Source organism: Soonwooa purpurea, from assembly GCF_053891095.1.
In genome coordinates, this window is record NZ_JBSSMA010000001.1 from 240,425 (window position 1) to 256,079 (window position 15,655).

Sequence of the window (15,655 nt, forward strand, 5' to 3'; positions counted from 1 at the left end):
ATGAGCGAAACAATTATTTTAGGAATTGAGTCATCTTGTGATGACACTTCTGCTGCAATTATCAAAGGAAATCAAATTTTATCTAACATTGCTGCCAACCAAAGTATTCATAACGAATATGGCGGCGTTGTGCCAGAGTTAGCTTCCAGAGCGCATCAGCAAAATATAATTCCTGTGGTTACAAAGTCTTTTTCTAAAGCAAATATACAACAAAATGATATTTGCGCCATAGGTTTTACACGTGGACCTGGACTTTTGGGTTCTCTTTTGGTTGGAACTTCGTTTGCAAAATCTCTTGCGATGAGTCTGGACGTTCCGTTAATAGAAGTTAATCATTTGCAGGCGCACATTTTGGCACATTTTATTGAAGACGCCAATCCTACTCCACCAGAATTTCCGTTTTTATGTTTAACGGTGAGTGGCGGTCATACGATGATTGTGCTGGTAAAAGATTATTTTGACATGGAGATTATCGGCAAAACAATAGATGATGCTGCCGGAGAAGCTTTTGACAAGATCGGAAAAATCTTCGACCTCGATTATCCAGCAGGACCCATTATCGACAAATTAGCCAAAGAAGGAAATCCCAACGCTTTCAAATTTAACAAACCAAGACTCGACAATTACGATTATTCTTTTAGTGGAATTAAAACTTCCGTGCTTTATTTTATCCAGAAAGAAGTCAAAAAAAATCCTGATTTTATTCAAGAACATCTTAATGACCTTTGCGCTTCTATCCAGAAAGCGATTATAGAAATCTTGATGAACAAACTCGAAAAGGCTACCAAAGATCTTAATATAAGAGAAGTTGCGATTGCTGGAGGCGTATCTGCCAATTCGGCTTTGCGACAAGCAATGCAAGACAATCATGAAAAATTGGGTTGGAATATCTACATTCCAAAATTCGAATACACAACGGACAATGCTGCGATGATTGCGATGGTAGCAAAATTAAAATACGAGCGTAGCGAATTCACAGACCTGAGAACAACCGCAACTTCTAAATACGATTTGTAATGAAACTTTTCTACGGCGATATATTTCCAGACATTAAAATACATGATGAAGAGCAGCAACACATCACAAAGGTTTTGCGCATCAAAGAAGGCGAACACATCTACGTTACCGATGGCAAAGGGAATCTTGCCTATGGCACTTTAAAACTGGAAGGAAAAAAAGCCAGTCTTAATGTGCTTGAAATAAAAGAGCAACAAGCCAACTTTTCACCAAAACTGCATATCGCTATTGCGCCGACAAAAAACATTGACCGCATCGAATTTTTCATTGAAAAAGCAACAGAAATGGGCATTTCGGAAATCACACTTATCAATACTGAAAAAACTGAACGCAAAAATATCAACATCGACAAACTCCGAAAACAAAGTATTGCTGCATCCAAACAGAGTTTAAGATTTCACTTTCCTGTTATAAATGACTTGACAAAATTTTCAGATTTTATGAAAGACCTAAATCCTGAAACGACTTTTGTAGCGCATTGTCATGAGAATTTGAAACGCTTGGAGTTAAACACAATTCCAACTCAAAACTTACAAGAACTCACTTTTTTAATTGGGCCAGAAGGCGATTTTTCGGAAAAAGAAATCCAAATGCTCGCCGAGAAAAACATCAAAGCTGTAAGTCTTGGGCAACAACGTCTAAGAACTGAAACTGCGGGTCTTTTTGTAGCAGCGTGGAATTATTCGTTAATGTAATTTATTTTACTTTTAAATATTGATTCAAAATCTGTTGTCCACTTTTAATCGAATTAACTGCCCATTGGATTTTGGTTTCCAAAAGTTTATCGCCATTTAATTTGTAATCGATATTTGATTTTATAAGTTTTTGTTTGAGATCATACATACAAATTGCTGCTGCAACCGATACATTAAAACTTTGGGTAAAACCATACATTGGAATCGCTAAAGTCTCGTCAGCAAAATCTAACAGCTCATCTGTCGTACCTTCCCATTCGGTACCGAAAACCAGCGCCAAAGGTTCATGTGGCTGATAATCTGGAAGCATCGTCGCATTCCGTTCCGGCGAAACTGCTACAATCTTGTAACCTCTATCGCGAACTTTTTGTAGCGACGAAATTTCGCGTGGCAATTTATCAACCTGCACCCAAGTGTCTGCGCCTTTGGTTACACGAAGATTGGGGTCAAAAATGTTTTCTTTTTCCAAAGCCACTACCTTGTGAAAGCCACAAGCTTCAACCGAGCGCAAAATCGCTGCGGCATTGCGAAACTGATAAACATCTTCCACAACAGGTAGAATAAAGTCGGAGCTTTCCGCAGAAAAATGGTCGATTTTACAAATACGTTCTTCGGATAAAAACTTTTGCAAGTATTGATAAGTCGCTTCTAAATTCATTTTGCAAAGATAAAATATAGAAACTGTATTAGCACATTTCGTTGAATCGATTTATAATGATTTTATCCAAAAATTATACGCATATTAATAAGATTTGGTTAATTTTGTTGGCTCAAAACATTTGTTTTTCAACAATTGTTTACAAATGCAAATATGAAACAAAAAATATGTCTCCATCAAAATTTGATAATTTCAGATTAAGAAAAACCGTACATTATACTTTAATACTTTGCATACTGTTGATACAGGTTGCTTTGGCTGGTTTTATTTATAACGAATTTAAAAATAGAGAAGATGTCAGTTTTATCGAAAATCAATTGAAAGAAATTGACTCTTTGGAACTTCTCACCAACAATTCCCGAAAAGAACTTTTTACTGCAAATTCTCATTTTCAAAATTACCTGACAACGGATGATGCCAACGACTTGGAACAATATTTTGTATCGATTAATAATCTAAATTTAAGTCTGGACAAAGTCAACAATTTTAAATTCAAGAATTCAAATCTCAATTCTGTTTTAAAATTTAAAAAAAGGGATTCCGCAGAAGCTAAAAAATTCAAGATATTGATTGACTCAACATATCAGGTTTCAACAATTTCGAATTTAATTCCGGCGACGCCACAAAAGGATTTTCTAGAAATCAAAAAATACAAATTTGATTACAGCCCAGAAAATTTTGTTGTCCGCACGCAAACCTTCTCTGACACCATCCAAAAGAAAGGTCTTTTTGGACGTATCAAAGACGCGATAGCAGGCAATGAAAATGTGCGAAAAGACAGCATTGTTGTAACAATGATGCAACGACAACGTGAAGCTTTGCAGTTGAAAAACGATATGGACAGCTTGATAAATCAGGCTACGAAACATTATACGACAGAGGTAAAACGCGTTCAGAAAAATATAATTAATAATCAAAATAACGCCAAAAACCTCTATCAAAACAATAAGCTTTTCAGCGAGCTTTTGTTGTACAGCAACGATGTGATGAGTCTTTACGACTCGTCTATTCAAAATGCAAAGTCGGAGCTCGAGAAAGAAATTGCCAAACAAAATTCGGAAAACAATACGAGAAGAATTTACTTAGCCATCGGGGCAATGCTGTTGATGTTTATCGCATCCATTTTGTTAATGTATATGACCAAAATGGCTTTTGTGTACGAAAACAAATTAAAAGAAGCAAATCTTCAAATTAAGGAGAATCTAAATTTCAAGAACAGAATTCTCGGCATGTTGAGCCACGAACTGCGCTCGCCACTTAAGATTATTGGAATTTTCATCAACCGAATTAACAAAAAAACGAATGACGAAAGCATTAAAGATTATTTAAAATCCATAAGCTTCACCAACAATTCTTTGTTAATGCAGGCTAATCAGATTTTGGAATATACCAAAAACCAACATGTTGAAAACAAATTAAGTCCAATACACTTCAATCTTAAAAATGAAATTACAGCGATTGCAAATTCTATGGCAGCTTATATAGAAACGCGCCACAACCAATTTGTTATCATCGAAAATATCGACCCAAACATTGAAGTTTACTCGGATAATACAAAGATTAACCAACTATTTATGAATATTCTGGGCAACGCTAATAAGTTTACAGAACATGGTAAAATCTCTTTAATTACAAAAGCAAGCGCCACAGATAATAATCAAATCCTATTAGAAACAGAAGTTAAAGATACAGGTGCGGGAATTTCTGCTTCGGATTTAAAAAATATTTTCGAACCATATTATCAAGGTGTTTTATCCAACAAAGTTGAAAATCTTGGCGCAGGATTAGGCCTAAGCCTTTGCAAAGAATTGGTAGAATTATTTAACGGAGCAATTTCTGTTGACAGCCAACCAAGCAAAGGAACCAGTGTAAAATTTTCTCTTAATCTAAACTTAAAAAAATGAGTTCTACCAAGTTTTTGCTTGCCGATGACCACAGCTTGATAAGACAAGGCATCGAATTTTTAATCGAAGATTTGGAACTCAATTCGGAAGTTGTCCATGCCTCTAATCTCGCACAGATTTTAGAAAAGATAGAAGAGCAGAAAGTAGACATTGCCATTATCGACGCCCATTTCCCAGATGGAAACAGCCTGAGTATTTTACCGAAAATAAAAGATTTAAAACCTGAAATCAAGATTTTGATTTTCTCGGGAATTGATGAAAAATCGCAAGCCCTGAAATTCATCAACGCTGGCGCCAACGGTTTTTTGAGCAAACTAAATGATGAAGATGTTATTGCTGACGCTATTTTAAAAATCCATCAAGACGGCGAATATCTTTCGCCCATGACACAGGCATTATTACTAGACTCTTTACGAAATCCCAATGCTGCCAATCCTCTGCAGCGCCTTACAGACCGCGAACTAGAAATTGCGAAACTATACGCCAAAGGTCTAGGAAATCTGGAAATCGCCAACGAATTGAACATTAAACAAAACACGGTTAGCACTATTAAAAAAAGAATTTTTGATAAGCTTAAAATCGACAACCTTGTAGAACTTATCGACTTGATTAAGGACAACCAATAAGCTATTTTTTATCTTGTAGATATATATCTACAAAGCTTCGACTTTTATCGACATGTTCCATGCAGCTAAAGCTCATAAAGCAGCCTATATTTGTATCAACAAAGAGAAAGATAGATAATACTCTTCTTTGTTCGAAAACACAAATTTCATGGTAACTGGTTTTATTAACACAAATGATGGAAACCAAAACCTGCGATAAATTCGCAGGTTTTTTATTTGAGCTAACAAAAAAAGCGAAATCCTAGGATTTCGCTTTTTTGAGTTTGGATAAGTTTAAAACTATTTCTTTTTGCGCATATGCTCTTGTTTCTTTTGTTGCTCCTGAGCTTGCTCCATCATCTCTCTCATTCGTTTTTGGAAACGTCCTTCAGGTTTTGGTGCCTTTTTCTTATTCTCTTGGATTTGAGCATGAATTTTCTTTTCGTCCAAGATAAAATATTTAATCACCAAAATAATGATAATGTTAATCGCATTGGATACAAAATAATACCAAGAAAGACCAGATGCAGACGTATTTAAGAAGAATAAGAATGTAATTGGGAAAATGTACATCAACACCTTCATATTCGGCATACCTTCTTGTTGTGGTTGTTGCATGTTACCTGCAGTCATCATCGTATAGATCAAAATAACAGCGGTACACGCAATTGCAAAAATACTCAAATGCTCTCCTAAGAATGGGATATTAAATGGTAATTTAATTAAATCATCATAAGCAGTTAAATCTTCTGCGAACCAGAAACTTTTTCCTCTAAGATCCAACATATTCGGGAAGAAACGGAATAATGCGTAGAATAACGGAACTTGCACCAAAGCCGGTAAACATCCTGCCAATTGGTTAACGCCTGCTTTTCTATAGACCGCCATGGTCTCTTGCTGTTTCTTCATCGGGTCAGCATCTTTGAACTTTTTGTTCACCTCATCGATCTCTGGACGAATCACCTTCATCATCGCACTCAACTTATGCTGTTTGTACATAATCGGCGACAAAATTAATTTTACGATAATCGTCATTAAGAAAATTACCCAACCTGCAGCAATGCCCCAAGAAGAAATTACATCGTACATTGGCATGAAAACATGTCTGTTAAGCGATCCTATGAAAGACCAACCTAATGGCAAAATCTCATCAAAATTTTTATTATCAAACGATTTTAACAATTGTAAATCCAAAGGCATGAAGTACCAAGAAAAATCCTGATTGAACTCTCCGCCTGTTAAAGCTACTTGTCCATCGTAATTAAACTTCTTAAGATATTCGCCTTCTTCAACATTATCCTGAAAACCTTTAGATTGCGTAAAACCATGTTGCGCTTCCAAAACTGCAACGAAGAATTGTTGTTTTACCCCAATCCAGTTAAGCGTTTCTTTGGTTTCGTCCATATCTGTACGCGCATCATAATCATAATCTTTATAATTATTAAAAGCGTATACAAACTCGGTATGCGTTTGTTCTTGTGCACGACCTTTTTCTAACTCACGAACGTTATAATTCCATTTGAAAGTCGCTTTAGTATCTGCTGTAATTGTTGACAATCCTTTGGTTCTTACTTTAAAATCCAAAGTATATTTAGGATTCAAAGTATAGATAAACTGAATAGTTGCCGCGTTAATTTGACTAGTCAATGTCAAGGTATTGCCGTTAACACTTGGTGCAAAAACCAAGTCTTTGGTGTTAATCAGTTTTCCAGATTTATCTTTAAACTCAAAACCGTAATCGGAGTTTTTGTTATTAAAAAGATAAAGAGGTTTATTTTTGTTTTTACCATCAAAGGCGTTGAACTTGTTAAGTTGTACGGTAGAAACTTGTCCGCCAAGGCTAGAAAACTCCAAGCTAAGCTCGTCATTTTTAAGATTTACTTTTTGGATAGCATTGGCTGCTACATTGTTAACATTGGCTGCGCTAATATTGGCAGTTGCAGATTGCTCTGTCTTTTTGGTTTGTTGCGTAATCTGTGTTTGCTCTTGGTCAACTTGTCTATTTTGAAAATAGAGCATAAAGCCTAACAAAAGTAAAGACAGCACCCCAAAGCTGATTAACTGATTTTTATCCAGTCCGTTGTTCTGTTGCATTAAAAAGAATTTTAGAATTTGGTTTTTAAATAATTTTAGTTCTTGATTTTCTGAACTTTAATTAAATTTAAAACGACTATACTATTTCATATTTTTCGAACGACAAAAATAAGATTTATTTTTTACAATACTCGGTAATAATCTCTAATCTTTATCATCCTTATAATAAGACGAATGACCCAAAGTTTTGCTTCGGGTCATTACATTATTTATTTCTAAAAATTATTTTTTAGATTTCGTTGCGGCACTTATCAAAGCTTTGAACAATGGATGTGGTGTGGCAACGGTACTTTTGTATTCTGGGTGATATTGTACACCGACATAAAAAGGATGATCTTTTAACTCAATCGTTTCCGCCAGTCCTGTTTCGGGGTTTTGTCCAGAAATCATCATGTCTTTATCTTCAAATTCTTTTTTGTAATCTGAATTGAATTCATAACGGTGTCTGTGACGCTCCGAAATTGTTTTAGCACCGTATATTTCCGCTAATTTAGAATTTGGTTTCAAAGCACATTTCCAGGCTCCAAGACGCATAGTTCCTCCTTTGTCAACAATATTTTTCTGTTCTTCCATAATAGAAATAACAGGATCGGGCGTTGCCGTATCAAACTCGGTACTATTAGCTTTGTTAAGTCCAAGCACATTTCTAGCAAATTCAACAGTCATAATTTGCATACCTAGACAAATCCCCAAAGTCGGGATTTTGTTAACTCTTGCATATTCTGCAGCCAAAATTTTGCCTTCGATACCGCGATCACCAAAACCTGGAGCGATCAACATACCATCGACATCTTTAAAAGTTTCCTGCAAGTTAGCTTCTTCCAAATCGCCACTGTACACCCATTTCACATTAACATCTGTTTCCAGATCTGCGCCTGCGTGGATGAAAGCTTCAGCAATCGATTTGTAAGAATCTTGCAAAGAGACATATTTTCCAACCAAAGCAATGTTCACTTTGCGTTTTGGATTTTTATATTTTTTAAGGAAGTTTTTCCAATCTTTAAGATCAGCTTCTTTGTTAATCGGAAGGTTTAATTCTTTTAAAACAACCTCATCGAAATTCTGCTTTTGTAGATCTACAGGCACTTCATAGATGGTTTCCATGTCTTTACATTCGATAACATTCTCTAATGCCACGTTACAAAACTGTGCTAATTTTGCACGTAGATCTTTCGGGATTTTGTGTTCTGTTCTACAAACCAAAACGTCGGCCTGTATTCCGCTTTCCATCAACTGGCGTACAGAATGTTGAGAAGGTTTGGTCTTTAGCTCGCCACTTGCCGCCAAATAAGGCAACAATGTCAAATGGATGACCATAGAATTATTTTTACCTAATTCCCACTGCAATTGTCTTACACTTTCGATGTAGGGTAAAGATTCGATATCACCTACTGTTCCTCCAATTTCGGTGATAATAATATCGTAATTTTTCTTGGATAGTATTTTTACACGACGTTTGATCTCATTGGTGATGTGTGGAATAACCTGAACTGTTTTTCCTAGAAACTCTCCACGGCGTTCTTTTTCGATAACCGTCTGGTAAATCCTACCTGTTGTTACAGAATTGTTTTGACTTGTTTGGCTGTCAAGGAAACGTTCGTAATGTCCAAGGTCAAGATCTGTTTCTGCACCATCTTCGGTCACATAACATTCGCCATGTTCGTAAGGGTTTAGCGTGCCAGGGTCTATGTTAATGTAAGGATCTAGTTTTTGGATAGTGACGTTAAAACCGCGAGATTTTAACAGCAGTCCCAGAGAAGCCGAGACGATGCCTTTACCCAGTGAAGAAGTAACACCACCTGTTACAAAGATGTACTTCGTTTCTTTTTTACTCATTAGATTAGGTTTGTGCAAAGTTAAAGCATACGGAACAGAAAAGCAATTTTAGGCCTCTTAAATATTTTATAATTCTTTGTAATCTTTTAATTTAGCAGAAACTTTTTCAACATGAATTTTGAAATCCAATCCGACAGAACAATTTCTCAAGCTTTTTTAAATTTAGAAAAAACAAACTTTTGGGAAGCAGCTATTTTTGTTCAAAATTTGGATTACAAAAGAAATTCTGACAAACATAATCCTTTGATTGTTTTGCAAGAATCTTGTGGAACCTGCAGTTCTAAACACGCTTTACTAAAACGGCTTATCGACGAAAATGAACAATCAAACTTTCAGTTCATGCTCGGCATTTTTCGAATGAATGGCGATAATGCCCCCAAAATAAAATCGGTTCTGGAACATTATAATTTGGCCGAGATTCCCGAAGCGCACAATTATCTAAAATGGAATCATCAAATCTTAGACTTTACAAGCCGAACCTGGCGCCGCGAAAATTTCATGCCTTATCTTTTAAAAGAAATTGAAATCCAACCCGAGCAAATCACCGATTTTAAAATTAAATACCATCAAAACTTTTTTCAAGATTGGCTCAATGAACATTCTGAAATTTCCTATTCTGTAGAGGAAATTTGGAACATTAGAGAAGAATGTATTGTGGCTTTATCGCAATAAAAAAACCTACCAACTAGCAGGTTTTATATTTTAATGAATATGTTTTTCGGCATGATAAGAACTGCGCACCAAAGGCGAACTTTCCACATGACGGAATCCTAAATCTCTTGCAAACGCGCCATATTCGTCAAATTCTTCCGGCGTGATAAAACGTTGTACAGGCAAATGTTTTTTGGTGGGTTGAAGATATTGACCAAGTGTGATAACATCGACATTCGCATTTCTAATATCTTCGATGGTTTGGAAAACCTCCTCTTTTGTTTCGCCCAATCCTAGCATAACGCCCGTTTTGGTACGATGTTGACCGGCTTCTTTAAGATATCTTAGAACATCCAAACTTCTCTCATATTTCGCCTGGATGCGGACTTCGCGCGTCAGACGTTTTACCGTTTCCATATTATGAGAAATCACTTCTGGTGCCACTTCTATCAATCTATCGAGGTGTTTTGTAATACCTTGGAAATCGGGGATCAAAGTTTCCATCGTGGTTCCTGGAGAAATTCTCCTTACGGCATTCACGGTTTCTGCCCATAAGATAGACCCCATATCTTTAAGATCGTCGCGATCAACAGATGTCAAAACCGCATGTTTAATTTTCATTAATTTGATAGAACGCGCCACTTTTTCTGGCTCATCCCAGTTAACATCCAATGGTTTGCCTGTTTTAACACCACAAAATCCACAAGAACGCGTACAAATATTTCCTAAAATCATAAAAGTTGCGGTACCTTCTCCCCAACATTCGCCCATATTGGGACAACTTCCACTTTGACAAATGGTATTTAGCTTATACTTATCCACCAAATTTCGCAACTCACGGTAGTTCTTACCTGTTGGTAATTTTACACGAATCCATTTTGGTTTTTGCGTGATTGTATTTTCCATTATTTTTAAACTATTACAACTGATTTTAAAAATCGGTTCCGTTATCTTTCAGCATTTCGGATAAAACTTTTTTGGCGCGCATTATCCTTACTTTGGTATTGGCGACAGAAAGTTTCAAGTCCTCTGCAATTTCTTTAATACTTTTTTCTTCAAAAAAGCGAAGTTTTATGATGTCTTGGTATTTCGCATCCATCGTCTCGATAATCTGAACGATTTTTCTTTGTTCTTCTTCTGAGATTAACAATTCTTCAGGCGATTTTGCAAAATGATTTTTAACTTCGTCTAGCGAGTCGTTGGCATCTTCGCTTTCGCGGCTTTTTTTCCTCCAAAAATCAATTACTGTATTTTGTGCAATGGTCAAAATCCAGGTTTTAAATTGAAAATTGGGATCATACATATCCAACTTTGACAAGACTTTTGAAAAGACATGCACAGTGATTTCGTCGGCATCATTTTCGTCTTTCACTTTTTTCATCACAAATGAGAACACATCAACCCAAAAGAGATTAATCAGTTGTGTCTGTGCTTTTTGGTCTTTATCCTTAGCATTTTGGACTAATTCTATTAAGGTTTCTTTTTTCATTTGAGACAAGCAAAGATACGAAATATCTTCCGCTGACAAATAGAAGACTCCGATAGATAAAAGTAATTTTCTATTCAATTTTTTTAAATATTTTTTATCTATAATATTTAAAAACCTTTTCGGATTTAAAACCGAGATTATGTTTAAAAATGGACAATCAAACGAATTTCAGCTGAATACAATTTAAAATATATGACAACTTAAATTATAAAAACCGTAATTTTGTAGGCTTTTATTTAACTTAATTAACAATAGAAATCAACACGATGAAATTTTATAAATACCAAGGTACTGGTAACGATTTTGTAATGATCGACAATCGTAATACGGACTTCCCAAAAGACAATACAGAACTCATCCAAAAGCTTTGTGACAGGCGTTTTGGCATTGGCGGCGATGGTCTTATTTTATTAGAAAATGATGCGCATTACGATTTCAAAATGTTGTATTATAATGCTGATGGTAACGAGAGCAGCATGTGTGGTAATGGCGGCAGATGCATTGTTGCTTTTGCTCATTTTTTGGATATTTTCGAAGATAAAACAAGCTTTACTGCCATTGATGGTCTGCATGAAGCGGAAATAAAAAGTGGCATTGTAAAACTAAAAATGATTGATGTCGATTCTTTAAAAATGATTGATAACGATTTTGAACTAAACACAGGTTCTCCGCATTATGTGAAGTATGTTGATGATGTCGAAAACTATGATGTTTATCATATTGGTAACAAAATCCGAAATTCAGATACATATAAAGAGAAAGGCATCAATGTTAATTTTGTAACAGAATTGCCTAATAATGAATTATTTGTAAGAACCTATGAGCGCGGTGTGGAAGACGAAACCTACAGTTGTGGAACAGGGGTTACAGCAGCAGCTTTAACTTTTATAAATAAAAAACATCTAAAATCTGTGCCTGTTAAAGTTTTGGGTGGTCAACTCAAAGTATATGCAGAAGAAACAGAAGGAAAATTTAAAAACATTTGGTTAGAAGGATCTGCCAAACAAGTATTTATAGGAAATATAGAAATCTAATATGAAAAAACTAATCTCGATTGTCATTATTGCGGTTATTGCTATTGGTGGTTATTTTGGATATCGTTTTTATTCCAAATACTATGGAAGCAATGTTAGCAAAGAAGGATTTGTACTCATTCCACAGAATGCTGATTTCAAAAAAGTAATGGACTCTCTTCGACCTTATTTATCAAATGTTGATAATTTTGAAAGTGTTGCAAAAGACAAAAATCTTGCAGAAAATATCAAAGCGGGTCGCTACGAAATAAAATCGGGCACCAACAACAGCAATCTTGTTAATATGATAAAAGCTGGAAACCAAACGCCAGATAATTTCAGAATTAAAGATTTTGATGATGTTTATCAAATGATAGGACGTGTTACCAGAAAAACAGAACTCGACTCCGCAAGATTTGTAAAAGATTTTGATGCTATCGCTCAAGAAAAAGCTTATAAAAATGCCGAGGATCTCAAAAAATATTTTTTTAATGACACGTACCAATTTTTTTGGACCGTAACGCCAAAAGAGTTTTTTGAAAAATTTAATAAAGATTATCAAGAATTTTGGAATAACAATCGTATTGCCAAAGAAAAACAATCTGGCTTATCAAGAGATCAAATTTACGCTTTAGCCTCTATCGTTTACAAAGAATCTGGCGGTAAAAAAGACGAACAAAAAACCATTGCTGGGCTTTATCTTAACCGTTACAAAAAAGGCATGAAACTGCAAAGCGACCCAACAGTAATCTATGCTATCAACAAAACAAGTAATTTCACAAAGCAAATAAAACGCGTCTATTACAAAGACCTAAAAACGCCATCGCCATATAACACCTATGCCAACGCAGGCATACCACCAGGACCTATCTGCGTTGTTGATAAAAACTCCATCGATGCGGTGCTAGACGCTGACCATAATAACTACATCTATATGTGTGCTGATCCAGCAAGATTGGGTTATCATAAATTCACTGATAATGATGTGGAACATGCCAAAAATGCCAAAGCTTATCAAGATTGGCTTAATGCAAAACAGATAAAATAATACTTTTCGAACCTTGATAAAAGCTTCGGTAAACAAAAAATTATGATAAAAACAGAAATCAGAAACATTATTCAGAGAAGGACATTCGGACTTGTATTTGTACTGGGAGCAGCCTCTATGGCTTTTGCGCAAGAGCGACCAGCTGCGACACAACAAAAAATGGCCGTAACAGGTCGTGTACAAGACGGTGCCAACAACGGCATTGGTTACGCGTCGATTACTTTTAAAAATAAAAACAATCCGCAGCTTAGTGATGCTGTTTTGGCGAATGTAGACGGTAATTTCAAAATCGAATTGGCAGCAGGCAATTACGATGTGACAATAGAAGCTATCGATTTTAAACCAAAAACGCAAACGATTCAAGTTACAAAACCAGGGACAATTCCTGCATTTGTTATTCAAGGTAATGAAGTTGCCAATCTGGATAAAACAACCCAAATCCAAGGTGTTGTAATTACTGCTGCTGCTGCAAAACCTTATCGTGTAGAATTGGACAAAAAAACCTATGACCCTTCGCAAGATATCGTGAGTAAGGGTGGAAACTTGCAGGATGTGTTATCCAATGTGCCTTCGGTTTCTGTGGATACAGACGGTACGGTTTCTATGCGAGGAAGTTCTAATGTTAAGTTTTTGATTAATGGAAAACCTTCATCACTTTTAGGAATTGATGACGGTGCCAATGCGCTGCAATCTATCCCAGCAGACCAAATTGAAAAAATCGAAGTTATTACCAATCCGTCTTCAAAATTTGAAGCTTCCGGAACATCGGGTATTCTTAATATTATTTTAAAGAAAACTAAAAAAGTAGGTTTCAATGGTTCTGTCACAGGTAGTTTAGGATATTACCCAAGAACCAATCTTAACACCAACCTCAGCTGGAGAAAAGACAAATTAACCTTCTTCATCAATGGTGGCGGTGGTTATATGGAAAACAAAAATACCAACGAGAACGACACCTATTATAATAATGTAGCAACCATAGGCGATCCAATAGCTATTATCCAAAGAACAAAAAATAACAGCAAAGGGCAAAACTATAATGCGACAACTGGTCTAGTGTATGACATTAGCGACAAAACATCTTTTAACATTTCTGGAACTGTAAGAAGTTTTGAAAATGACAGCAATGGTCGTTTGACTTATGATTATCAGAATTTCCAAGCTATCAATAATTTCAGAAATCGTGACCAAATTGGACGCATGGTGAATTTAGCTTTCCAAGGAGATGTTGGTGTGGATCATAAATTTGATGACAAAGGACAAAACATTTCCTTATCATTCAGCGCACAACGCAATCGTTCTGTCAACAAAAATGATATTACAGAGTTTAATAATAATGCTTTTGTACTAGAAGATAACACCTGGAGAAGAAGTGTTAATAAAACGATTATCGCAAAAGCAGATTACGAACTTCCTATTGGAGAATACTCCAAAATCGAAGCCGGATATCGTCTAGATGCCAACAACAATGACTACCAAAATATCGTAAACAGTACATCTAACAATCCCGCGATTGCGAATTACAACAACGTTACGAGTTATAAAGAAACCTTCAACGCGATATATGCGCAATTCAAAAGTAAAATTGGTGAAAAATTCGCTTATCAATTAGGTTTAAGAAACGAACATTCAAAAATTGATATCGACTATAGAAATCTGAATCAAAGCCTTCCACATAATTCCAAAAGCTATAACAATATTTTCCCAAGTGTTTTCTTAAGTTATGATTTAGCAAAAGGAAGTCAGTTTTTAGTTAACTACTCAAAAAGAATTGACAGACCAAGATCATTCTTCATGGTTCCTTATCCTAATTATTCTGACAACCAAAACATCTTCGAAGGTAATATTGATCTTAATCCATCTTATGTTAACTCTTTCGAATTTGGATATAGTTTGCAAAAAGGAAAAATAACCATCAACCCTACATTGTACTACCGTCATGCGACAGATGATACAAAAATGTTGGTTTATAGAAATGATGAAACATCGAATGTTTTCTACACAAAACCAATTAACTTAGGTGATGATGATAGATATGGTTTGGACCTTAACTTCACTTACGACCCTTTCAGTTGGTTAAAATTGATGGGTAGCTTAGACTTGTTTGGTTACAAAACTACTGGTATTGCAAGCTATGTAGCAAAAGACATCAATGGTAACGACGTAACGAGAACTATGGACTTCACAGGTGACGGATTCTCAACAAGAGCTAGATTAAATTCTACCTTTAAATTAGACAAAACCTTTAGCATACAACTTCAAGGTTTCTTCCGAGGTGGACAAAAATCTGCCAACCAAAAAACTGCAGACATGTACGCGCTTAACCTAGGTGCTTCAAAAACAATCTGGAAAGGAAACGGAACCATTACCTTCAACATCCAGGATATCTTCAATACAAGAGGTCGAGAAGTATTTAGCTACAATTCGGACTACACGCGTCGATCTTTCATGCAATTTCAACCAAGACAATTTAGCGTATCGTTGAGTTACCGCTTCCGTCAAGGTGAAAAAGTAGAACAGCCTAAACGAAAAAAAGACATCAATGCCAATGCTACTGGTGGCGACGATCAACAAGGACCAATGTAAATATTGGAAATGATATAAAACTAAAAACTGCTTTCGGGCAGTTTTTTTTATTTTTAAAT

At 35.7% G+C, this 15,655-nt stretch carries 13 protein-coding genes; 8 read left to right on the forward strand and 5 right to left on the reverse strand.

All coding sequences use genetic code 11. From position 1 onward, the window contains the following. A complete protein-coding gene (tsaD, locus tag ACVFVN_RS01040; RefSeq protein WP_456233804.1) occupies positions 1–1,017 on the forward strand; it encodes a tRNA (adenosine(37)-N6)-threonylcarbamoyltransferase complex transferase subunit TsaD in 1,017 nt (338 codons plus the stop codon). Beyond that, positions 1,017–1,712 carry an RsmE family RNA methyltransferase gene (locus ACVFVN_RS01045; protein ID WP_456233805.1) on the forward strand — a complete coding sequence of 232 codons (696 nt, stop codon included), beginning with the start codon at positions 1,017–1,019 and terminating at the stop codon, positions 1,710–1,712. The genes tsaD and ACVFVN_RS01045 overlap by 1 nt, the downstream gene beginning before the upstream one ends. A gap of 1 nt (position 1,713) precedes the next feature. On the opposite strand, the gene ACVFVN_RS01050 is transcribed toward ACVFVN_RS01045, so the two are convergent. Next, the gene (locus tag ACVFVN_RS01050) at positions 1,714–2,370 is read right to left on the reverse strand and encodes a TrmH family RNA methyltransferase (RefSeq protein WP_456233806.1); all 657 of its coding nucleotides are present in this window, start codon (positions 2,368–2,370) and stop codon (positions 1,714–1,716) included. A 167-nt stretch (positions 2,371–2,537) separates the two neighbouring features. Here ACVFVN_RS01050 and ACVFVN_RS01055 point away from each other — a divergent pair, with 167 nt between their 5' ends. Both ACVFVN_RS01055 and ACVFVN_RS01060 read left to right on the forward strand, forming a co-directional pair. Further along, positions 2,538–4,274 carry a sensor histidine kinase gene (locus tag ACVFVN_RS01055; RefSeq protein ID WP_456233807.1) on the forward strand — a complete coding sequence of 579 codons (1,737 nt, stop codon included), beginning with the start codon at positions 2,538–2,540 and terminating at the stop codon, positions 4,272–4,274. Continuing rightward, positions 4,271–4,900, forward strand: coding sequence for a response regulator (locus ACVFVN_RS01060; protein ID WP_456233808.1), 630 nt, complete (start codon positions 4,271–4,273; stop codon positions 4,898–4,900). The genes ACVFVN_RS01055 and ACVFVN_RS01060 overlap by 4 nt, the downstream gene beginning before the upstream one ends. Positions 4,901–5,179: 279 nt before the next feature. Here ACVFVN_RS01060 and yidC read toward each other — a convergent pair whose 3' ends face one another. Together yidC and ACVFVN_RS01070 are read right to left on the reverse strand one after the other, a co-directional pair. After that, entirely contained in the window at positions 5,180–6,973 is a 1,794-nt protein-coding gene (gene yidC / locus ACVFVN_RS01065; protein ID WP_456233809.1) for a membrane protein insertase YidC, read from the reverse strand. Positions 6,974–7,195: 222 nt separating this feature from the next. Further along, positions 7,196–8,809 (reverse strand): CTP synthase, encoded by a 1,614-nt coding sequence (locus ACVFVN_RS01070; RefSeq protein ID WP_165132965.1) that lies wholly within the window; start codon positions 8,807–8,809, stop codon positions 7,196–7,198. Between the two features lie 111 nt (positions 8,810–8,920). Here ACVFVN_RS01070 and ACVFVN_RS01075 point away from each other — a divergent pair, with 111 nt between their 5' ends. Further along, entirely contained in the window at positions 8,921–9,481 is a 561-nt protein-coding gene (locus ACVFVN_RS01075) for a hypothetical protein (protein ID WP_456233810.1), read from the forward strand. Between the two features lie 30 nt (positions 9,482–9,511). On the opposite strand, the gene lipA is transcribed toward ACVFVN_RS01075, so the two are convergent. Both lipA and ACVFVN_RS01085 read right to left on the reverse strand, forming a co-directional pair. Next, entirely contained in the window at positions 9,512–10,366 is an 855-nt protein-coding gene (lipA, locus tag ACVFVN_RS01080) for a lipoyl synthase (protein ID WP_165132971.1), read from the reverse strand. A 25-nt stretch (positions 10,367–10,391) separates the two neighbouring features. Continuing rightward, the gene (locus ACVFVN_RS01085; RefSeq protein WP_456233936.1) at positions 10,392–10,949 is read right to left on the reverse strand and encodes an RNA polymerase sigma factor; all 558 of its coding nucleotides are present in this window, start codon (positions 10,947–10,949) and stop codon (positions 10,392–10,394) included. A gap of 266 nt (positions 10,950–11,215) precedes the next feature. Here ACVFVN_RS01085 and dapF point away from each other — a divergent pair, with 266 nt between their 5' ends. Genes dapF through ACVFVN_RS01100 form a run of 3 tightly spaced genes read left to right on the forward strand, consistent with a single transcriptional unit; the run spans position 11,216 to position 15,596 of the window. Then, positions 11,216–11,983, forward strand: coding sequence for a diaminopimelate epimerase (dapF, locus tag ACVFVN_RS01090; protein ID WP_456233811.1), 768 nt, complete (start codon positions 11,216–11,218; stop codon positions 11,981–11,983). 1 nt (position 11,984) lies between these two features. After that, complete coding sequence (gene mltG, locus ACVFVN_RS01095) at positions 11,985–13,010, forward strand: endolytic transglycosylase MltG (RefSeq protein WP_165132980.1); 1,026 nt, start codon at positions 11,985–11,987, stop codon at positions 13,008–13,010. Positions 13,011–13,052: 42 nt separating this feature from the next. Continuing rightward, positions 13,053–15,596: a TonB-dependent receptor domain-containing protein gene (locus ACVFVN_RS01100; protein ID WP_456233812.1), complete on the forward strand. Its 2,544-nt coding sequence runs from the start codon at positions 13,053–13,055 to the stop codon at positions 15,594–15,596. Positions 15,597–15,655: the final 59 nt, after the last annotated feature.

Excerpts from the sequence above, each read along its gene's own strand:
- tsaD (WP_456233804.1), top strand. The coding sequence starts at position 1 with ATGAGCGAAACAATTATTTTAGGAATTGAGTCATCTTGTGATGACACT.
- ACVFVN_RS01045 (WP_456233805.1), top strand. The coding sequence starts at position 1,017 with ATGAAACTTTTCTACGGCGATATATTTCCAGACATTAAAATACATGAT.
- ACVFVN_RS01050 (WP_456233806.1), bottom strand. The coding sequence starts at position 2,370 with ATGAATTTAGAAGCGACTTATCAATACTTGCAAAAGTTTTTATCCGAA.
- ACVFVN_RS01055 (WP_456233807.1), top strand. The coding sequence starts at position 2,538 with ATGTCTCCATCAAAATTTGATAATTTCAGATTAAGAAAAACCGTACAT.
- ACVFVN_RS01060 (WP_456233808.1), top strand. The coding sequence starts at position 4,271 with ATGAGTTCTACCAAGTTTTTGCTTGCCGATGACCACAGCTTGATAAGA.
- yidC (WP_456233809.1), bottom strand. The coding sequence starts at position 6,973 with ATGCAACAGAACAACGGACTGGATAAAAATCAGTTAATCAGCTTTGGG.
- ACVFVN_RS01070 (WP_165132965.1), bottom strand. The coding sequence starts at position 8,809 with ATGAGTAAAAAAGAAACGAAGTACATCTTTGTAACAGGTGGTGTTACT.
- ACVFVN_RS01075 (WP_456233810.1), top strand. The coding sequence starts at position 8,921 with ATGAATTTTGAAATCCAATCCGACAGAACAATTTCTCAAGCTTTTTTA.
- lipA (WP_165132971.1), bottom strand. The coding sequence starts at position 10,366 with ATGGAAAATACAATCACGCAAAAACCAAAATGGATTCGTGTAAAATTA.
- ACVFVN_RS01085 (WP_456233936.1), bottom strand. The coding sequence starts at position 10,949 with ATGAAAAAAGAAACCTTAATAGAATTAGTCCAAAATGCTAAGGATAAA.
- dapF (WP_456233811.1), top strand. The coding sequence starts at position 11,216 with ATGAAATTTTATAAATACCAAGGTACTGGTAACGATTTTGTAATGATC.
- mltG (WP_165132980.1), top strand. The coding sequence starts at position 11,985 with ATGAAAAAACTAATCTCGATTGTCATTATTGCGGTTATTGCTATTGGT.
- ACVFVN_RS01100 (WP_456233812.1), top strand. The coding sequence starts at position 13,053 with ATGATAAAAACAGAAATCAGAAACATTATTCAGAGAAGGACATTCGGA.